At 62.3% G+C, this 17,036-nt stretch carries 16 protein-coding genes and 1 pseudogene; 10 read left to right on the top strand and 7 right to left on the bottom strand.

What is annotated here, in order from left to right; all coding sequences use genetic code 11:
* Positions 1 to 29 precede the first annotated feature (29 nt).
* Positions 30 to 449, top strand: a complete 420-nt coding sequence (locus AC1DF8_RS30360) for an organic hydroperoxide resistance protein (RefSeq protein WP_478156264.1) — start codon at positions 30 to 32, stop codon at positions 447 to 449.
* 76 nt (positions 450 to 525) lie between these two features.
* On the opposite strand, the gene AC1DF8_RS30355 is transcribed toward AC1DF8_RS30360, so the two are convergent.
* Together AC1DF8_RS30355 and AC1DF8_RS30350 are read right to left on the bottom strand one after the other, a co-directional pair.
* Complete coding sequence (locus AC1DF8_RS30355; RefSeq protein WP_478156263.1) at positions 526 to 1,158, bottom strand: Vgb family protein; 633 nt, start codon at positions 1,156 to 1,158, stop codon at positions 526 to 528.
* A gap of 84 nt (positions 1,159 to 1,242) precedes the next feature.
* Positions 1,243 to 2,463: a helix-turn-helix domain-containing protein gene (locus AC1DF8_RS30350; RefSeq protein WP_478156262.1), complete on the bottom strand. Its 1,221-nt coding sequence runs from the start codon at positions 2,461 to 2,463 to the stop codon at positions 1,243 to 1,245.
* Positions 2,464 to 2,580: 117 nt separating this feature from the next.
* On the opposite strand from AC1DF8_RS30350, the pseudogene AC1DF8_RS30345 reads away from it, so the two are divergent.
* The 7 genes and pseudogenes from AC1DF8_RS30345 to AC1DF8_RS30315 all read left to right on the top strand — a co-directional run bounded on the left by AC1DF8_RS30345 (position 2,581) and on the right by AC1DF8_RS30315 (position 10,424).
* Positions 2,581 to 3,362, top strand: a pseudogene (locus tag AC1DF8_RS30345) (DUF899 domain-containing protein).
* Complete coding sequence (locus tag AC1DF8_RS30340; protein ID WP_113015672.1) at positions 3,362 to 3,646, top strand: hypothetical protein; 285 nt, start codon at positions 3,362 to 3,364, stop codon at positions 3,644 to 3,646. The pseudogene AC1DF8_RS30345 and the gene AC1DF8_RS30340 overlap by 1 nt, the downstream one beginning before the upstream one ends.
* 224 nt (positions 3,647 to 3,870) lie before the next feature.
* A complete protein-coding gene (locus tag AC1DF8_RS30335; protein ID WP_478156261.1) occupies positions 3,871 to 4,782 on the top strand; it encodes an ankyrin repeat domain-containing protein in 912 nt (303 codons plus the stop codon).
* Positions 4,783 to 4,967: 185 nt separating this feature from the next.
* Entirely contained in the window at positions 4,968 to 6,218 is a 1,251-nt protein-coding gene (locus AC1DF8_RS30330; RefSeq protein WP_478156260.1) for an MFS transporter, read from the top strand.
* A 191-nt stretch (positions 6,219 to 6,409) separates the two neighbouring features.
* A complete protein-coding gene (locus AC1DF8_RS30325) occupies positions 6,410 to 7,585 on the top strand; it encodes a GGDEF domain-containing protein (RefSeq protein WP_478156258.1) in 1,176 nt (391 codons plus the stop codon).
* 127 nt (positions 7,586 to 7,712) lie between these two features.
* Complete coding sequence (locus AC1DF8_RS30320) at positions 7,713 to 9,242, top strand: DUF1800 domain-containing protein (RefSeq protein WP_478156256.1); 1,530 nt, start codon at positions 7,713 to 7,715, stop codon at positions 9,240 to 9,242.
* A gap of 9 nt (positions 9,243 to 9,251) precedes the next feature.
* Positions 9,252 to 10,424, top strand: coding sequence for a DUF1501 domain-containing protein (locus AC1DF8_RS30315; protein ID WP_478156254.1), 1,173 nt, complete (start codon positions 9,252 to 9,254; stop codon positions 10,422 to 10,424).
* A gap of 60 nt (positions 10,425 to 10,484) precedes the next feature.
* On the opposite strand, the gene AC1DF8_RS30310 is transcribed toward AC1DF8_RS30315, so the two are convergent.
* Both AC1DF8_RS30310 and AC1DF8_RS30305 read right to left on the bottom strand, forming a co-directional pair.
* Positions 10,485 to 11,069, bottom strand: coding sequence for a hypothetical protein (locus AC1DF8_RS30310; protein ID WP_112968400.1), 585 nt, complete (start codon positions 11,067 to 11,069; stop codon positions 10,485 to 10,487).
* Between the two features lie 4 nt (positions 11,070 to 11,073).
* Positions 11,074 to 11,457 (bottom strand): acyl-CoA thioesterase, encoded by a 384-nt coding sequence (locus AC1DF8_RS30305; protein WP_112547587.1) that lies wholly within the window; start codon positions 11,455 to 11,457, stop codon positions 11,074 to 11,076.
* A 300-nt stretch (positions 11,458 to 11,757) separates the two neighbouring features.
* Here AC1DF8_RS30305 and AC1DF8_RS30300 point away from each other — a divergent pair, with 300 nt between their 5' ends.
* A complete protein-coding gene (locus tag AC1DF8_RS30300) occupies positions 11,758 to 13,578 on the top strand; it encodes a methyl-accepting chemotaxis protein (protein ID WP_478156252.1) in 1,821 nt (606 codons plus the stop codon).
* 81 nt (positions 13,579 to 13,659) lie between these two features.
* On the opposite strand, the gene AC1DF8_RS30295 is transcribed toward AC1DF8_RS30300, so the two are convergent.
* Positions 13,660 to 14,091, bottom strand: coding sequence for a nuclear transport factor 2 family protein (locus AC1DF8_RS30295; protein ID WP_478156250.1), 432 nt, complete (start codon positions 14,089 to 14,091; stop codon positions 13,660 to 13,662).
* Positions 14,092 to 14,359: 268 nt separating this feature from the next.
* Here AC1DF8_RS30295 and AC1DF8_RS30290 point away from each other — a divergent pair, with 268 nt between their 5' ends.
* The gene (locus AC1DF8_RS30290) at positions 14,360 to 15,718 is read left to right on the top strand and encodes an extensin-like domain-containing protein (protein ID WP_478156248.1); all 1,359 of its coding nucleotides are present in this window, start codon (positions 14,360 to 14,362) and stop codon (positions 15,716 to 15,718) included.
* A 7-nt stretch (positions 15,719 to 15,725) separates the two neighbouring features.
* On the opposite strand, the gene AC1DF8_RS30285 is transcribed toward AC1DF8_RS30290, so the two are convergent.
* Together AC1DF8_RS30285 and AC1DF8_RS30280 are read right to left on the bottom strand one after the other, a co-directional pair.
* Positions 15,726 to 16,079, bottom strand: coding sequence for an ADP-ribosylation/crystallin J1 (locus tag AC1DF8_RS30285; protein ID WP_478156246.1), 354 nt, complete (start codon positions 16,077 to 16,079; stop codon positions 15,726 to 15,728).
* Complete coding sequence (locus AC1DF8_RS30280; protein WP_478156244.1) at positions 16,076 to 17,029, bottom strand: cobaltochelatase CobT-related protein; 954 nt, start codon at positions 17,027 to 17,029, stop codon at positions 16,076 to 16,078. The genes AC1DF8_RS30285 and AC1DF8_RS30280 overlap by 4 nt, the downstream gene beginning before the upstream one ends.
* Positions 17,030 to 17,036: the final 7 nt, after the last annotated feature.

Below are 17,036 nucleotides of genomic sequence, written 5' to 3'. Positions count from 1 at the left end.
TTCTATCAAACTTTCAAAGGAGAAAATCCATGGACCAGCATTCGAAGGTGCTCTACACGGCCAAGACCCATACGAGTGGCGGGCGCGAAAACGGCGTTGCGCGCAGCTCCGACGGCCGCCTCGACCTGCGCCTCTCCGTGCCCGGCTCGGCGCGGATCGGCACCAACCCGGAACAGCTCTTCGCCGCCGGCTGGTCGGCCTGCTTCGAAAGCGCAATCGGCATTATTGTGCAGAAGAGGAAGATCGCATTGTCAGGCGATGTCACGATCGATGCGGAAGTCGATCTCAACCTTTCCGATGCCGGCTATTTCCTGACGGCACGGCTCAATGTCGGCATTCCAGGTGTGGAGCGCGACGTGGGTCAGTCGCTGATCGAGGAGGCGCATCAGATCTGCCCCTATTCGAAGGCGACGCGAGGGAATACCGACGTGACGATCCGGCTGGTTTGATTGGGGCAGGACTGAAGGGAGGGTGTCTTGCCAGCCACGCCCCGTTCAACACCAAGGCCGCCTGCCATCCGAAACCTTACCGGGGCCGCCTGATCGCCCGCACCTTGCCGCTGCCGCCGCCACCTGCGTAGAAGACATCGGCCCCATCGGATTCCAGCCCGGAAACACCGGTGCCCTCGGGCATGTCCAGCCGTTCCAGCACGTCGCCGGTCTTGGGGTCGATGCGGCGCAGGTCGCTCTTGTCGTCCTGCCAGGTGGCGTGCCAAAGCTCGCCGTCTACCCAGGTGACGCCGGTGACATGGCGCTTGGATTCGATGGTGCGCAGGATCTTGCCGGTCTCCGGGTCGATCTGGTGGATGCAGTTTTCCCGGTACTGGCCGACCCAGAGGCTGCCTTCGCACCAGGCCATGCCAGAATCGGCGCCTTTGCCGGGGGCAGGGATGGTCGCGACTACCGCGCCGGTCTCCGGATCGATCTTGCGGATCTTGTCTTCGGCGATCTGGAAGATGTAGCGCCCGTCAAAGGCGGTGCCGGCATGGGCGGCGACATCGATCGCACGCAGCTCGGCGCCGCTCTCAGGGTCCAGCGCCCGCAGGTTTTCTCCCGCCGCAAACCAGACCTTGCTGCCGTCATAGGTGACGCCGCCGATGTTGCGCGTGCCCTCGAAGGGTCCGTATTCCCTGATGATCTCTGCCTGTGATGTCTTCATGGCGCTCCATCCCCTTTCTCACCGGCTCTTTGCCTGGTGCAATTCCGGTCGCAAAACCGCTGCCCACTCTTGCCGGAACTACTTTTAGTCGCTGGGCAGCGGACCCGGGAGTAACAATGTTGTCGGGAAGCCGACGACCGGCGGCATCATCCAGCGCCGCGCCCTGCCATTGCCGAAATACTGCACCTTGCCGGCGTCCTGGAGCGCTTCCAGGGCCCGCTGCACCGTGCGTGGGCTCAAGCTCAGGGCAATTGCCAGAGCCGTGCTCGACCAGGATTCTCCATCGGCGAGAAGCGCCAGCAGCGAGGCGTGCTCCTCCTCGACCGGCGGGGCGAGCACGACGACTTTGCGCCCGTCCTGCGGCAGCAGCATGAAGCCGTGGCTCGTCGCCTTGACCTCGGCAAGATCGGCAAGTGCTGCGCGCAGCCGGCCGATCTCGACGCGCAGCCGCGCCCGGTGGGATTCATCGGCGTGACGGGCGCGGAAGGCGCGGGCGAGAAGAACCGAGCGCAGGACATCTGATGGTGCGGCCTCGGCGAGCGTGCGGGCGAGCGCAAACAGCACAGGGCGGCTTGCGAGCGGCACGATCGCGCTGCCGGCGCGCACCACGTTGCGGCAGGCATCGATGACGAGCGTATCGGAGGCAAGCAGCGCTTCGACCTCCTGTAGCTGCAACAGGCGCTGCGTGCCGCCATCGATCAGGCGGGCGGCCGGCGCCTCCAGGGCTTTTGCGACTTCTCCCACCTCGACGACAAGTGCCGGTATGCCGGCTTTTTGCGCCGCGTCAGCCGCCTGGGCCAGCGCCTGGCGCGCGGGCTCCGTGCGTAGCCGGCGGATTGCGACACCGGCGACGGCAAGTTCATGGCCGGCGCGGGCAGCCGGCGGCAGCGGCGAGGGGTCGAGATCGGCGAGCAGCTTTTCGGCAGCATCGAGATGGCCGATCAGAAGGAGGCGGCGGATCTGCAGGTTGCGGGCGTGGGCCGCGTTGACGCGGTCGCCGCGTCTTTCGAGCGTGAGGCGCGCGCCTTCCAGCGCCTTTTCCGGCCAGGCGAGATCGCGCGAGACCAGAGCGATTTCGGCTTCGGCCACGATGCAGCGGGCGCGCGCTACGGCCTCGCGCGGGCCGAAGGCATGGGCAGCGCTCTTCAGCAGTGCCTTGGCGCGGGCGAGATCGCCGAGCTGGGCCATGGCGATGCCCCGAAGGGCGAGCGCCGGCGGGTCGTCGCGCAGCGCCACGCGCTTCATCGCCCCCAGCGCATCGCCCACCGCCAGCGCCTGTGCGGCAGCTGTAATCAGCGAGTCCATCGGAATCCCGTCACACTTGTAACTCCCACCCCTCGGCAACAAGACCTAGTTTATTCCCCATCGGCAGGCAACGGCCCGCCGTCGGATACGTTTCAACGCAATGAGAGGAGAAGACCCATGATGATGCACAAGACCGGAACACGGGCGGAATGGCTGCAGGCGCGAATTGCGCTCCTGGAACAGGAAAAGGAACTGACGCGCCGCAGTGACGAGATCGCCGCAAAGCGCCAGGAACTGCCCTGGGTGAAGATCGACAAGGAATACAAGCTGGAGACCGAAGCCGGCATCGTGCCGCTTGCCGACCTCTTCAAAGGCCGCTCGCAACTGCTCGTCTATCACTTCATGTTCGGCCCAGATTACACGGCCGGCTGCCCGTCCTGCTCGTCGATCGCCGATGGCTTCAACGGCGTCACCGTTCACCTCGAAAACCACGATGTCGCCTTCAGCGCCGTTTCCCGCGCGCCGCTCGACAAGCTTCTCGGGTTCAAGAAGCGCATGGGCTGGACCTTCGACTGGGCCTCGTCATCAACAAGCGATTTCAATCGCGACTTCAATGTCTGGTTTACACGGAGGAACAGCAGAGCGGCGGCATCGAATATAACTTCCGCCGCGAACCGCCGATCCCGGCCGTGCTGCAGCAACAGAAGCCAGGTGGTGAGCAAAGCCCGGACGACCTCATCTCCTCGATGACCGGCACCGATATCAACACCTTCGCCCGTGAGCGGCCGGGCCTCAGCGCCTTCGTAATGCAGGGCGGCGATATCTACCACACCTATTCCTCCTATGCCCGAGGGGTGGATGGCGTGTGGGCCATGTACCAGTGGCTCGATCGCGCGCCTCTGGGCCGCAACGAGGAAAGCGTCTGGTGGCGCCACCACGACCGCTACGAGGCAGCGTAATGCGCCCGTCAATCTCCACAGGAGCCGGCAATTCCGCCGGCTCCATCCTGTTATCCGGCATTGCGCGCGGGCTAACTTTTGCGGCGGCGCCGACATTTGCCGTCATGGCCGCACTCTCGGCAAGCGAGCCGGCGGCCGACATGATCTGCTCGATGGCTGGCATGCAGATGGATGGGTCACCGCTCTTCAGCGGCATGGTGCCGATGTATCTGCTGATGGGACTGTTTCATGTCGGGCCCTGGCTCAGATGGATGGGCGGCGAGGGAAGTTTCCGCCGCCCGTGAGACGGCACGAATTCGGTTTCCTTTACGGAAACCAGGACATAACGGCGTCTCGCTCTCAGGATCTCCCTGATCGAGTTCTCTGCGACGGTGGCTGCAGTCTCGTTTTTTATTGGCGTTTTTCAAAGGCTTGACCGCCGCCAAGGCGGTCGAACCTGTTCCTGCTGTTCGGTCAAGGAGACAGGGTGTATATTAGTCGATCGTAATTTGCGGCAAGGAACAGCAAGATGCGCGGGCTCGTGGCAAGCGTGTTCATCTATCTGATCGTTCTTACGAGTTCCCATGCTGGTCCGCTTCACGACGCGGTCAGCAAGGGCGACCTGGCTGCGATCAAGGCGGCCCTTGATGCAGGGGCTGACATCGAGGAGCTGGACAAGGGAGCCACACCGCTATTTCTAGCCGTTCGCAGCGATCATCCGCAGGCAGCAGAATTACTGATCGAGCGCGGGGCGAATGTGAACCACGAGTCGGCGATTGGCCTGCCTATTACGGGTGCCGTCCTGAAGGGTTCCCCCGACCTGATCCGGATCCTGTTGGCGCACGGTGCCGATGCCAATGCGGCAGCGCGGGGCGAGCGCATGCTGCATTTCGCAGTCGCGAGCGGGTGTCTGGACTGCGTCAAGCTCCTGGTTGAAGCCGGTGCCGACGTCAACGCCATATGGGTCCGTGGCGACCCCGCGCGCCTGCCAAGCATCATCACTGCCTATCACCTTGCAAGGCACGACGGTCATGCCGATATCGCCGACTACCTGCTGGCCCACGGCGTCATCATAAAGAAGCCCGAGCCGATTTCCGCAAAGCTGGCAAATGGCGACCCGGCGAAGGGTGCAACATTCTTCGCATCCAATTGCGCCGGCTGCCATGTCAAACGTCCGCAGGATGTGCCCAACAAGGGGCCGAACCTTTGGAACGTGGTGGGACGGGACAAGGCCTCGACGAAATTCCCAGGCTACTCGCGAACCCTGTCGGACTGGGAAGGGCCATGGACCTACGAGGACCTCAATATCTTCATCGCCGGGCCCTCTCTCACGACGCCAGGCGTGAATATGGACGTTCGCGGCGCGCCCGACGAAGTCGATCGCGTCAACGTCATCGCTTATCTGAGAACACTCAGCGACAATCCCGTTCCGCTGCCCTGAACACTTTCGAGGGCACGTTATGACGAACCCGTTCAATTCTCCAATCGCGCCAACGTGATGGAACACGGTCAGCTATCCTGACGTTTCCGCCTCGCTGTCTCCCGGCAGCATGCCCACCCTGACACCCCTTCCGACGGCATCCGGAATTGCCCGCTCGCCGCCGCTTTCGGACGGAGGAAATACATATGTCCGCATTGGCAAGCCTGCGCGCGCTCACCCCGCAGCAGCGCAATACCGTGATCGCCAGCTATCTCGGCTGGATGCTTGACGCTTTCGATTTCTTCATTCTCGTTTTCGTTCTCAAATATATCGCCGAGGAGTTTCATACAGACGTTCCCGCGGTGTCCGTGGCGATCTTCCTGACCCTTGCCATGCGGGCGCTCGGCGCTCTGATCTTCGGGCTTGCGGCAGACCGTTACGGGCGGCGCATCACGCTGATGGTGGATGTGATGCTCTATTCGCTCTTCGACTTCCTCACCGGTTTTTCGACAGGGCTCACCATGTTCCTGGTTTTGCGTGCCCTCTATGGCATCGCCATGGGCGGGGAGTGGGGCGTCGGTGCCTCACTCGTCATGGAGACAGTGCCGGAGCAGAGCCGCGGCATCGTGTCGGGCATCCTGCAGGCAGGTTATCCCTCCGGCTATCTGCTGGCTTCGCTGCTGTTCTTCCTGCTTTTCCCCGTCATCGGCTGGCGCGGCATGTTTTTCGTCGGCGTGGCTCCGGCGCTGCTGGTGCTCTATATCCGCCGCAACGTTCAGGAGAGCCCGGCTTTCGTGAAGCGACAACAGCAGGGGCGCCGGCCGTTTCTCACCGTGCTGCGCGAAAACATTCCGCTCTTCATCTGGGCGGTGCTGCTGATGACCGCTTTCAACTTCTTCAGCCACGGCACGCAGGATATCTACCCGACCTTCCTCGAAAGCCAGCGCAACTATTCAAGCTATACGGTCGGCGCGATCGCCATCGTCTACAATATCGGCGCCATTCTTGGCGGGCTGTTCTTCGGCGCGCTGTCGCAGCGCATCGGCCGCAAGCGGGCGATCGTCATCGCCGCACTGATTGCCGTGCCCGTCGCGCCGCTCTGGGCCTATGCACCGGGGCCGGTGCTGCTCGCGCTCGGCGCCTTCCTGATGCAGTTCTTCGTCCAGGGCGCCTGGGGCATCGTGCCTGTACATCTCAACGAGCTTTCGCCAGACGAGGTACGCGGCACATTCCCCGGCTTCGCCTACCAGCTCGGCAATCTGCTGGCCTCGGGCAACGCCACGATGCAGGCGGACCTCGCCGCCCATTGGAACGGCGACTACGCTTATGCGTTGGTCATAGTGGCGGTGATCGTTGCCATCGTCGTCGCAGCGCTTTCGGGCCTGGGATACGAGAAGAAGGATGTCCGCTTCGGCACGGAGGAGGCCGAGGAGCCGCATGGCGCGATGCGAGTTTAGCGCTGCCTGTGGCTGTGAAGGCCGGCGGCCAGGGCTGCCGGCCTTTCCTTGTGAGCCACGGGCAGGCTGTGCTCCAGGCGATGCCTAGTTCTGCCAGGTATTTCTGATCCCGCCCGGTTTTTCCTTTTTTAAGATCATTGTCCTACCTTTTGCCTGCGCCGGTTCTATATTGCGTACCGCCGCGAGGGTTCATGGATAGTAATTTCGCCTTCCTGCTGCCGGTCATGATGCTGATTTTCGGCTGCACCTTTCTGATCGTCGGCCGGTTCGGGTCGCGGGAAGCGAAGTTGTGGGGGCCGGGTTATCTTTTTGCGTCGGCAGCCTTCTCCGTTCCGCTTTTCGACAGCCTGCTGCAGGAGCGCGTGGCTTCCGCCATCGCCGATGCTTTGTTCCTTCTCGCGTTCGTCTTCTATTCCGGCGCCATGCTCGCCCGATTCAAACGGCCTTCCTATCTCCAGCCGCGCCTTGCCTTTGCCGGTGTGACCTACGCGGGCATGCTCTATGCGGGGCTGGTGGCCGGCAATGTTCCGGCGGAGTTTCTGCTGAACGATCTCGCCTGTGCGGCGCTGCTCGGCTTTGCCGTCACCGTCAGCCTGCGGCACATGCGCCATACGGCCGACAAGCTGCTGCTTGTCGTCTCCAGCCTCGTCATTGCCGATACCATTATCCGCAATGTCATCTTCGTCTTCGTCGCACCATCCTATGGCGGCCACGGGGATTTCATCTCTTCGCAATATGCTTTCGCGATGCAGGCGTCGACATCCATCCTGGCGCTGATGTTTGCGCTTTCGGCCCTTGCTGCAACCACGGTCGACACCATTGCAATGCACCGCGATATCGCCGAGCGCGATCCGATGACCGGCATGCTGAACCGGCGCGGCTTCGACCGCATGGTGGCAGAGCGCGGCCGGGCCGAAGGCTCCGTCATCATCTGCGACATCGACAATTTCAAATGGGTCAACGATACGCTCGGCCACGGACCGGGCGACGAGGTAATCCGAGCTTTCGCCGAAATGCTGCTGGCGCGGATTCCGGAGGGCGGTTTCGCGGCGCGGTTCGGCGGGGAGGAATTCGTGATCTTCCTGCCGGCAATGCCGCTGGCCGCAGGCGCCGATTTCGCCAACCGGGTGCGGCTTGCCTTTGCGGCCGTCGACCGCAAGGCGAGCGGCTTCGACGGAAAGATCACCGCCAGCTTCGGTGTCGCCGGCACCGATGCCGCCGATCATTCCCTCTACGAGCAGATCGCCCGCGCCGACAAGGCGCTCTATGCCGCCAAGGAAGCCGGGCGCAACAAGGTGATGGTCGAAGGCGAGCCGCCGCGCGACATGTCCAGCCCGCGAGTGGTGTCGGTCAACAGGGGCTGTTGAGCGACTGTTCCAACGATTTCAATAGATTACAAATCGTCCATGTCGGAAAATCGCCGTATTTCCTACACCTTGCCGTCGCAATTGGCTGAGACCCTGTCACGATCTGGTGATGAGGAGGTGAATGGTCATGAGCCTGTCTTTTCCGACGATGGCAGCGATCCGGTTCGGTTACGGGCGACGACCGGGCGAGGCTCTGCCGCAGACGAAGGATGATCTGATCGGGCAGGTGACGCGCGGCGCGAACAGCGTGCCGGGTTTTCCCGTCGGCGGTATCGAGGCGCGGCATACGCAGATCCTCGACCTCCAGGACAGGCTGAAACAGATCCGGCAGGCCGATGGCGACGATCTCGACCCGCGGCAGCAGCGGCGGCTTTTGCAGCGCCGCGCGCAGGTGCTGTTCCAGATTGATGCCAATGCGCGGTTGATGCAGGCCGTCCTTTCCCCCGATGGTTTCAACGAGCGGCTGGCCACGTTCTGGACCAATCATTTTTCCACCAGTGCCGCCAAGAGCCTGCCGATGCGCCTGATCGTGCCGCTTTACGAGGCCGAGGCGATCCGGCCCTATATGGGGGCCAGGTTTTCGACGCTGTTGCGTAGCGCCACCGAGCATCCTTCGATGCTGATCTATCTCGATCAGGCGCAGTCGCTGGGGCCGGAATCCAAGGGCGGCATGCGGCGCAACAAGGGGCTGAACGAAAATCTCGGCCGCGAGCTTCTGGAACTGCACACGCTCGGTGCCGGCAGCGGTTATACGCAGGCCGATGTTCGCTCTGCAGCCATGGTGCTGACGGGGCTCACTGTCGACCAGCAGGCGATGGAGACGGCTTTCAGGCCGCAGATATCCGAGCCCGGCGAACATCAGGTGCTCGGTGTCAGCTATGGCGGGGTCAAGCGCTCGCGCAAAGATTACCTTGCCATGCTCGACGATCTCGCGGTCCATCCGAAGACGGCCGCGCATATCAGCCGCAAGCTCGCAGTGCATTTCATCTCCGACCAGCCACCGGAGGAGATGATCCAGGCCATGAGCGAAGCATGGAAGAAGACGGATGGGGATCTGCCTGCCGTCTACCGCGCCATGCTCGACCATCCGGCCGCGTGGCGGGATGAAGGCGCCAAGGCGCGCCAGCCGTTCGATTATATCGTCACCGGCTTGCGGGCGCTGAACAGCGGTTCTGGCGCGGGCGATGTCGCGGCCTTCATGCAGGCCTATCAGCAGGACGATGATTACAATCACGAGATGATGGCGATGCCGAAGAAGGATGCAGCGCCCGCTGCCGACGGGCAGGCGATGATGCAGGCGCCGCCGAGCCCCGAGGATGAGGCGCTCATCAAGCGACGCAAGGCCTTCCACATGGCGCGTGCGCTCGGGCAGGGCGCTCTGCGCCGCATGGGCCAGCCGACATGGCTGCCACCGAGCCCGGCCGGCTTCGAGGAGAGTTTTTCCGCCTGGATCACCGCGAGCCAGCTGTCCGAGCGTCTGTCCTGGGCGCGGCGCACCAGTGCCCAGTTCGGCAAGGATGTCGATCCGCGCGAGTTCCTGAAGGCAACGCTTGCCGATGCCGCCCGCGACGAGACGATCCGCGTCGTCTCGCAGGCGCCGAACAGAGTGAGCGGACTGACGCTGGTTCTCGCGTCCCCCGAATTCAACCGTCGATAGGAGCCCGTCATGACAGAGTTTATGCTTTCACGCCGTGGTTTTCTGACATCGGCTTGTTGCCTTGCCGCAGCCCCCATTTTTACGCCGGTGACCTTTGCGGCGATGCCGGGCGACAAGCGCTTCGTGACGATCGTGTTGCGCGGGGCGATGGACGGGCTCGATCTGGTGCRGCCCTATGGCGATGCCGGCTTTGCGGCGCTCAGGCCAACGCTGTCGCTGACGCCGGACAAGGGGCTTCTCGATCTCGACGGTCATTTCGGGCTCAATCCGGCGGCGGCTGACCTGATGCCGCTGTGGAAGAGCAAGGAGCTTGCCTTCGTGCATGCGGTTTCCACGCCCTATCGCGACCAGCGCAGCCATTTCGACGGACAGGACATGCTGGAATCCGGCGGCGAGCATGTGGCCGAGGAAAAGACCGGCTGGCTCAATCGGGCGCTTGCCGTGATCCCGCGTTCGGATGCGCGCAAGGCGATCGACGTCAATACCTCGACCGAGCTGATCCTGACCGGGCCGAACAATGTCGATGTCTGGGCCTCGGATTCCAATCTCGGGCCGGCCAGGGACGAAATGCAGTTCCTCATGCGGCTCTATGCCGGCGATCCGGCTTTCGCAAAAGCAATGGATGAAGCGATGCGCGCCAACAGCGCTTCCATGATGGCGGAACCATCAGCCCAGCGCGGCGAGAAGATCACCGATGTGGCTGTTCTTGCCGGCAATATGCTGAAGGGCGAGTACCGCATCGCCAGCTTCTCGATTACCGGCTGGGATACGCATGTCGGTCAGCTTAACCAGTTCAAGCGGCCGGTGCAGGATCTGGCGCAGGCGATCACAACGCTGAAAGCTACGATGGGGCCGGATCTGTGGTCGAAGACGGTCGTGCTCGCCATGACCGAGTTCGGCCGCACGGTGCGTGAGAATGGTTCCGGCGGAACGGATCACGGTACGGGAGGCTGCGCGGTATTGGCGGGCGGGGCGATCGATGGCGGGCGCATACTCGGCAAGTGGCCGGGACTTGGGGACGCTGCGCTGCTCGACGATCGCGACCTGATGCCGACGGCAGACGTGCGCGAGCTGGCGGCGGCGATGCTCTACCGACAGTTCGATGTGTCGGCTGACGATCTGACGGGGAAGATTTTTCCGGGGTTGAGTTTCGACAAGGGATCACAGTTCCTGCGGGCTTGAGGCGAGGATTTTCGCAACCTCCATCAGTCCCATGCTTGTCGCAGGACGGGAAGAGAGACCTCAAATCAAATCATACAGCCTGAAAATCCAGGTGATCTGATAGAGCAGGCCCGCACTTACGAATACAGCATGAAACCGCCGGTTCGCCGTCCAGGCCGCCACGATGCACAGTGCGATGAACACCGCATTCCTCGCCGGGTATTCCCAGCCTAGTGCTGCCAGATACGCCTTGCCCTTGAGCAGCGTATCCAGAAAATCCACCACATAGGTCACGGCCAGCATGCCGAAGAACCAGCGCCGCCGCGAGATGAAATATTCCTCGTAGCCGCCGTAATCCTCGATCGTCGTCGGAAAGATCAGCACGCAGAGGAAGAAGAACAGGCAGCAGAAGCTGATAAGGAAGAGGTAGACGCCGAAGGAGATCACGGCGAGCGACTGCAGGCGATATTCCCACCACCAGAAATGGATGATGAACAGGAACATCGAGGCGACCCAGCCGAGATGCACCCAATAGACCCGGAATTTGCCGGGTGATTGCACGATGCCGCCGAGGCCGGTCAGCAGGCGGGCGAGCGAGAGGCCGATCACCATCGACATCACGGTGCGGATGTAGACGTAGACTTCCGGTGTCGCCGCTGCCTGCATCATCTCACTCCTGGGGGACGACCTTGGGTTTGCCGTCCTCGTCGAGCGCCACCATGATGAAGGTGCCGGCGGTGACCTTTTCCTGCTGGTTATAACGCGAGCGATGCGCCCAGGCTTCCACCCGCAGCGTGATGGAGGTGCGCCCGACGCGCTCCACATGGGTATAGATGGACAGCGTATCGCCGATCTTGACCGGAAGTTCGAAGGCCATTTCCTTGACCGCGGCCGTCACCACACGCCCCCTGGCGCGCTCTGCGGCGCGGATGCCGCTCGCCAAATCCATCTGCGCCATGACCCAGCCGCCGAAAATATCGCCGGCCGGATTGGCGTCTCCGGGCATTGCAAGCGTACGCAAGGTAAGTTCGCCTGTCGGCTTGGCATCGGTCATCAAGGGCTCCCATCTCGCCGGTGATTCATCTGGAATCACCCTAATGCAAAGGCCAAGTGGTGCGGAAGCCCGTAAAAACGCCGGATTCGACAATGCCCCCTAAAAAATGGTGGCTCGTCGCGGAAAAATCATGACCTTCGAAAATTTCCTTTTGATTCAGATACTTGAAGCTAAAATGCGTGCCGCGCTCATTTGCCTCACGTAGCGTTATTTCATCAAGATCTAATCAAGTTTTACCGTCCGGTAAGCGGCTCATATCAGTATCTGCTGATTGTCACACATGAGAGCTGCCGGAACCCCATGCGCAACATCAGGATTTCTACCCGCCTTTACGGCCTCGTCGCCTTCGCGCTTGTCGTGCTTGCCGCGACGATGATCTTCTTCCTCAACTATTCCTATCGGCAGCTGGAAGCCGAGCGAAAAGCCGGCCTGGCACAGATGGATGCTACGGCGCTCGCCATCTTCGACAAATATTACAAGCTGGAGCAAGCCGGCACGATGACCCGCGAGCAGGCGCAGGCGGCCGCCAAGGAAGTGATCGCTTCCATGCGCTACGGCGGCGGCACCGGCTATTTCTGGATCAACGACATGCATCCGACCATGGTGATGCATCCGGTCAAGCCCGAGCTCAACGGCACGGATCTGACGCAGAACAAGGATCCGAACGGCAAATTCCTGTTCGTCGAATTCGTCAATACGGTGAAGGCAAGCGGGCAGGGCTTCGTGGATTACTACTGGCCGAAGCCGGGTGCCGATCAGCCGGTCCTCAAATATTCGCATGTGGCGGGCTTCCAGCCCTGGGGCTGGGTCGTCGGCACCGGCGTCTATGCGGACGATCTTGCAGCGCTCTATCGCAAGAACGCCACCTGGACGGCGGTGGTCGGCCTTATCGGCGCCCTCGTTACCCTTGCCTTCGCCTATGCGATCGTGCGCAGCGTGACGGCCCCGGTCGCCCGCCTGAAAGAGGCGATGAACGCGATTGCCGATGAAAATGCGAGCGTCGACATCACGGATGCCGATCGTCGCGACGAGATCGGCCAGATGGCGAAATCGCTGATCGTGCTGCGCGACTCCGTTGCCGAGCGCGCCGAACTGCGCGTTCGCGAAGATGAGCGCCAGCGGGAGATCGAAGGCGAGCGGCGCGGCAACGAGGCGAGCCTGCGCTCGTCCTCCGAGCGCCAGACGGCGGCGATGCGCGCGCTCGGCGCCGGGCTGGAGCGGCTTGCGGCCGGCGACCTGACGGTTTCGATCGACGATATCGGCCAGGATTATGCCAAGCTCCGTTCCGACTTCAACGCGGCAGTCGACGCACTGAACAGCGTCATCAACGCGATCGCGGAATCGAGCCACATCGTCAATGACAGCGCCCGCGATATCAGCGACGCGACCAACAACCTCTCCAAGCGCACCGAGCAGCAGGCCGCGGCGCTGGAAGAAACGGCAGCGGCGCTCGACGAGATCACCGCGACGGTCCGCACGGCTTCCGAGCGCGCCAACGAGGCACGCAGCATGGTGGCGGAAACGAAGACGAGCGCCGGCAAATCCGGCGAGATCGTCCGCAACGCCGTCTCGGCCATGAGCCGCATCGAGGATAGTTCTAGCCGCATCAACCAGATCATCGGCGTCATCGACGAGATCGCCTTCCAGACAAACCTCCTGGCGCTGAACGCCGGCGTTGAAGCGGCGCGTGCCGGTGAAGCCGGCCGCGGCTTTGCCGTCGTGGCGCAGGAAGTGCGCGAACTGGCGCAGCGCTCGGCCAATGCGGCCAAGGAGATCAAGGCGCTGATCTCGAGCTCGGCAACCGAAGTCGAAGGCGGCGTGGCGCTGGTGCGCTCCACCGGTGACGCGCTGGTCGAGATCGAGGCGCTGGTCAACCGGGTCAACGCCCATGTCGACTCGATTGCGACGGCCGCCCGCGAACAGGCGACCGGATTGCAGGAGATCAACACATCGGTGAACCACATGGACCAGATGACCCAGCAGAATGCGGCGATGGTCGAAGAAACCACGGCCGCCAGCCAGACCCTGGCGGAGGAAAGCCAGCAGCTGCGGTCGCTGTTGTCGAAATTCCAGCTGCGCGGCCTGGCCGGGCAGGGCGCGCGGTACGGCCGGGCTGCCTGATAGCGGGTGACGATCTGACGAGAAAGGGCCGCGGCATTGCGCGGCCCTTTCTTTTATTCCAAGGCAGATCAGAGGAAGGCGTCAGCCGATACCGTGCTGCTTCAGGAGTGCCTGCTCGTCGCCCGAAACCCAGCCGAAGACTTTCGCTTCTCCATCCAGAACCTGCACGAGATAGTGGACATCGAAGTCGATTATCGTGTCCGGTTGGCTCCCCCGGACATAAGTCGCCCTCCAGGCGACATGCGCCACGCAATGGCTCTCATCGATCGGTGAGAGACGGACATGGCGAAGCATCATATCCTTGGTGCCAATGGTGCGATAACGCTCATATCCCTTCGCCATCATCCGCTTGAGCTCATCGTCATTCTTGCCGGACATGACTCCGGAAGGCGAGGCGGCGATGACATCCGAGGCATAGAGGGAGGCGACCTCACCCATATCGGCTTTGCCCGCGAGCCCCTGGCGGAACAGGTGTTCATACCGCTCGAACAGTTTCCTTACTGCTGCTTCCATAGGCTGGTTTCCTGATGGACCGGGCTCATGATGCAGTAGCTATGGTGCTGGCCGGGAATACCAATAGGGCTCGAAGCAGGATCAGCATTTGCCGGGTCGGCCCGCCCTTGGTGCAGGAGCACATGATCCCACGGTGCGGAGATACCTCTCTAGCGAGTGCAAGCGCTCGGGATCAGCCAATCTCCACACGTAAAGCTTTCATTCACCGTTTTTAACTAAATTTGAATCGAGGTTTTCAGATCACAGGCCGCATGCGGAAGCGATAAGTATGGCGTTTCTTTCCCTTCTCCAGCGTACCGCCTTGCCACTCCTGCTTTCTGCGGCATTGACGACCTGTTCGATCAGCGACGGGCTGGTGCCGCCCGAGAATGTCGATAGCAGCACGCGCGTCAGTTCCATCACGCCGCCGCGGGGCGGGGCCTTGCGCATGGCGCCGGTCCAGAGCCAGCAACCTTATCCCTCAGCCAGCGCGCCGGTCGGCAATACGCAGGGTCAAATCGATTATCTCGATACGCCGAACCTCGCCGGCACGAGCCAACAGATGCGCGCCCCCGGACAACAGTCGGCCCCGATGGCCGCGCCGCAACAGGGGCAGCGGCGCCTGCCCATGATCGATAGCGACGAGGCGCTCGCGCAGCAGGGCCAGCCGCAACAGGCGCCGAATGGCAACTGGGGCGGCGTGAAGCCGCTCGCCATCCCCCAGGGTGGCGTCAACATGGATTCGGAACTTGGTGCCGGGCAGGGCAATGAGCAGGTCGTCGGGCTGGCGCAGGACGAGCAGCAGCAGATCGCCGAGGGCAATGCCACCGAACCTGTCGTCGACGGTATCGGCACCGATAACCCGACCCAGCTCAACCAGGGTCGCCTGCCGCAGCCGGTTGCCGCCACGCAGATGAGCCGCGCGCCGATGCGCGCTGCCGGCAATCGCGCCCAGACCTGGAGCGACGGCAGCCCGGTGCTGGCGCCGACGCGCGTGCCGGAAGAGGATGAGCCGGAAGAGGTCGCCATGCTGCGGCCGAACAATCCGATGATGAGCGAACCTGCCGCACCGATCGATCCCGGCGTCATGCCGGCCTCGGAGCTTTCCTGCCGGCGCGAATTGAAGCGCATGGGCGTGATCTTCGATGACCGCCCGCCGATCTCCAACGGACCGGCCTGCCAGGTGCCTTATCCTGTGTCCCTGAAGGGCCTTTCGGGCAATATCGGCGTCAAGCCGGCGGTGACCCTGAATTGCCAGGTGACGCTTGCCTTCGCCAAATGGGTGAAGAACGAACTCGCGCCTTCGGCCCGCTTTCGTTACTGGACCGGCATTCAGACGATCGTGCCGCTTGGCGGCTATTCCTGCCGGCGCATGAACAACAGCCGCCAGAGATACAATCCGATTTCGGAACATGCGAAGGGCAACGCCATCGATGTCGGCAAGTTCGTACTGAAGAACGGTCATGAGATCGACGTGCGCAAGAAGGGCCTGTTCTCCTTCCGCGAAGGGCGGCTCCTGAAAGCCGTGCGCACCGACAGCTGCAATTACTTCACGACGGTGCTCGGCCCCGGCTACAATCCCGAACACTACAACCATTTCCACTTCGATCTCATGTCGCGCAGGGGCGGAAGAGCCGTCTGCAAGTAGGTCGATATCACGGGAAGGTCTGCGTCACCTCGATCGCGCCGACGATGGCAGCGTTGAAGCTGTCCATTTCCTCGGCGGGTATCCAGTATTCGAGATGTGCCCGACCGCCGGCTTCCTGTACCGCGTACCCGTCGAGATAGTCCTTTCGGACCTCGAATTTCGTAACGAATCCTGCGCCGCTACGAGGGACGTTCCAGTCACGGGCGATCCTGACGGCATAGTCCTGAGAAAGCACCGGATAGAAGATCGGCTGGTCGGGCAGGCGGGGCGGAAATCCGCGCATGCCAAGATCGCGGATGAGCGCTAGTTCCTCTGGACCAACCGGACGCCAGAGGGTGATTGTTTCGATGGCGTCGCTCATGTCCTGTCCTCGTTGGTCATCTCTTCGGTCAAGGTCTTTGCCGGCAATGCTGCGGTGTCGCAGATCGCCTTTTCGAGGGGCGAGATCAATACGGTGCCGAGATCGCTGACCGACTGGATGATCCGTGCATTTTCATAGTAACCGGTCGTATCGTGGCCGATGCCGAGCCCGTAAAGCCTGATGTCGTCGGCGGCTTCTACGCGTCCGATTACCTCGCGCAGGTGACGGTCGAGAATGGTGTCCTCGTTGTGGAAGAACGTTGCATCATCGACAGGTGCACCATCGGAGAGGACGATCAGCGCCTTTCTCTTCTTCTTGATTGCTGCCAGCCGATCCACCGCCCATTCGAGCGCTTCACCGTCGATATTCTCTTTGAGCAGGTCCGGGCGAAGCATGGGTTCCAATGCACGACCTCCGCCTGACCAGTGGGGTGCGGCCGCGGATTTATAAATGATATGCAGAGTATCGTTCAGGCGTCCAGGCAATCGCGGCCTGCCCCTGCTTCGCCAGAGTTGGCGGGATTTGCCGCCCTTCCACCGGACGGTCGTAAAGCCGAGCAGTTCAGTAGCGATGCCCAGATTCTTGAGGAAATCCAGCGCAATGTCGCAGGCTGCTGCCGTGAGCAATATGTTCTGTCCCTTCATCGAACCCGATTGATCGACCAGAAGGGTGATTGCCATCTCCGACAACTCCTCAGCGGTCTTTGCCRCACGAATGCGGTCCGATGCCGCCAGTGCCTTGACGGTCGCGCCGGTTCGCCAGTCCGTCAGCGCATAATTGAACGTGCGGCAGGCACCCAGATATTGGATCTGGTCGGCGCCTTCCAATTTGCCGAGAACCGTATGCAGCTTGTCTGCATCGATGACGATATCGAATTGCTGGGTGTAGATGCGATAGGCGTCCGCGTCGGGGTGCCCTTCGGGCGCCGCGACGGAACTGGCTCTGGTCATTTTCGTC

The organism is Rhizobium sp. 05N49 (assembly GCF_056396805.1).
Note: the sequence above shows the minus strand (reverse complement) of the source record. Positions and strands in the feature narration are given on the sequence as shown.